Source organism: Pseudomonas sp. SH10-3B, assembly GCF_019891415.1.
In the GTDB taxonomy this organism is placed as follows: domain Bacteria; phylum Pseudomonadota; class Gammaproteobacteria; order Pseudomonadales; family Pseudomonadaceae; genus Aquipseudomonas.
The window spans coordinates 1-423 of sequence record NZ_JAFLXD010000137.1; the positions used below are offsets into that span (position 1 = coordinate 1).

Annotated in this window: 1 protein-coding gene; it reads left to right on the forward strand. The window is 62.9% G+C overall.

All coding sequences use genetic code 11. The annotated features are described in order from the left end of the window. Positions 1-423, forward strand: a 423-nt coding sequence (locus tag J1G35_RS30700) for a hypothetical protein (RefSeq protein ID WP_223016882.1), incomplete at both ends; no start/stop codon positions are given.

Genomic DNA, 423 nt, shown 5'->3' on the forward strand with positions numbered 1-423 from the left:
TTCCGGACACCGGCACCTCGATTGACCTGGCCGAACTGGGCAGCTGGGATGTCGAAGTCCAGAGCTGGATCACCAGCGCGGAGGTTGCCGCTTATTCACACGCGCACCTGATCTGGGCCGGGGCGGACAGCGAGGGCACCTCCATTCCCCATACGGTCACCAAAGTGTTGAATGGGCCGGGCGTCTATACCTTCGAGATACCCAATGCGTTTGTCACTGCCATCGCCGACGGCACCGCCAGCGTGCATGTGCTGTTTCAGAAGGGGGCGATTGAGCAACCGTCCAACCAGCTCTACCTGGGCATTGTCGGTGAGGTCGTCAGGTGGCCGGCACCGACGATTGATGAGGACCTGGGCGGGCACATTGAACCGGATGTCGCCGCGACCGTGCGTTTCCCCCTGCAAGGCAGTTGGCCGCCGGACG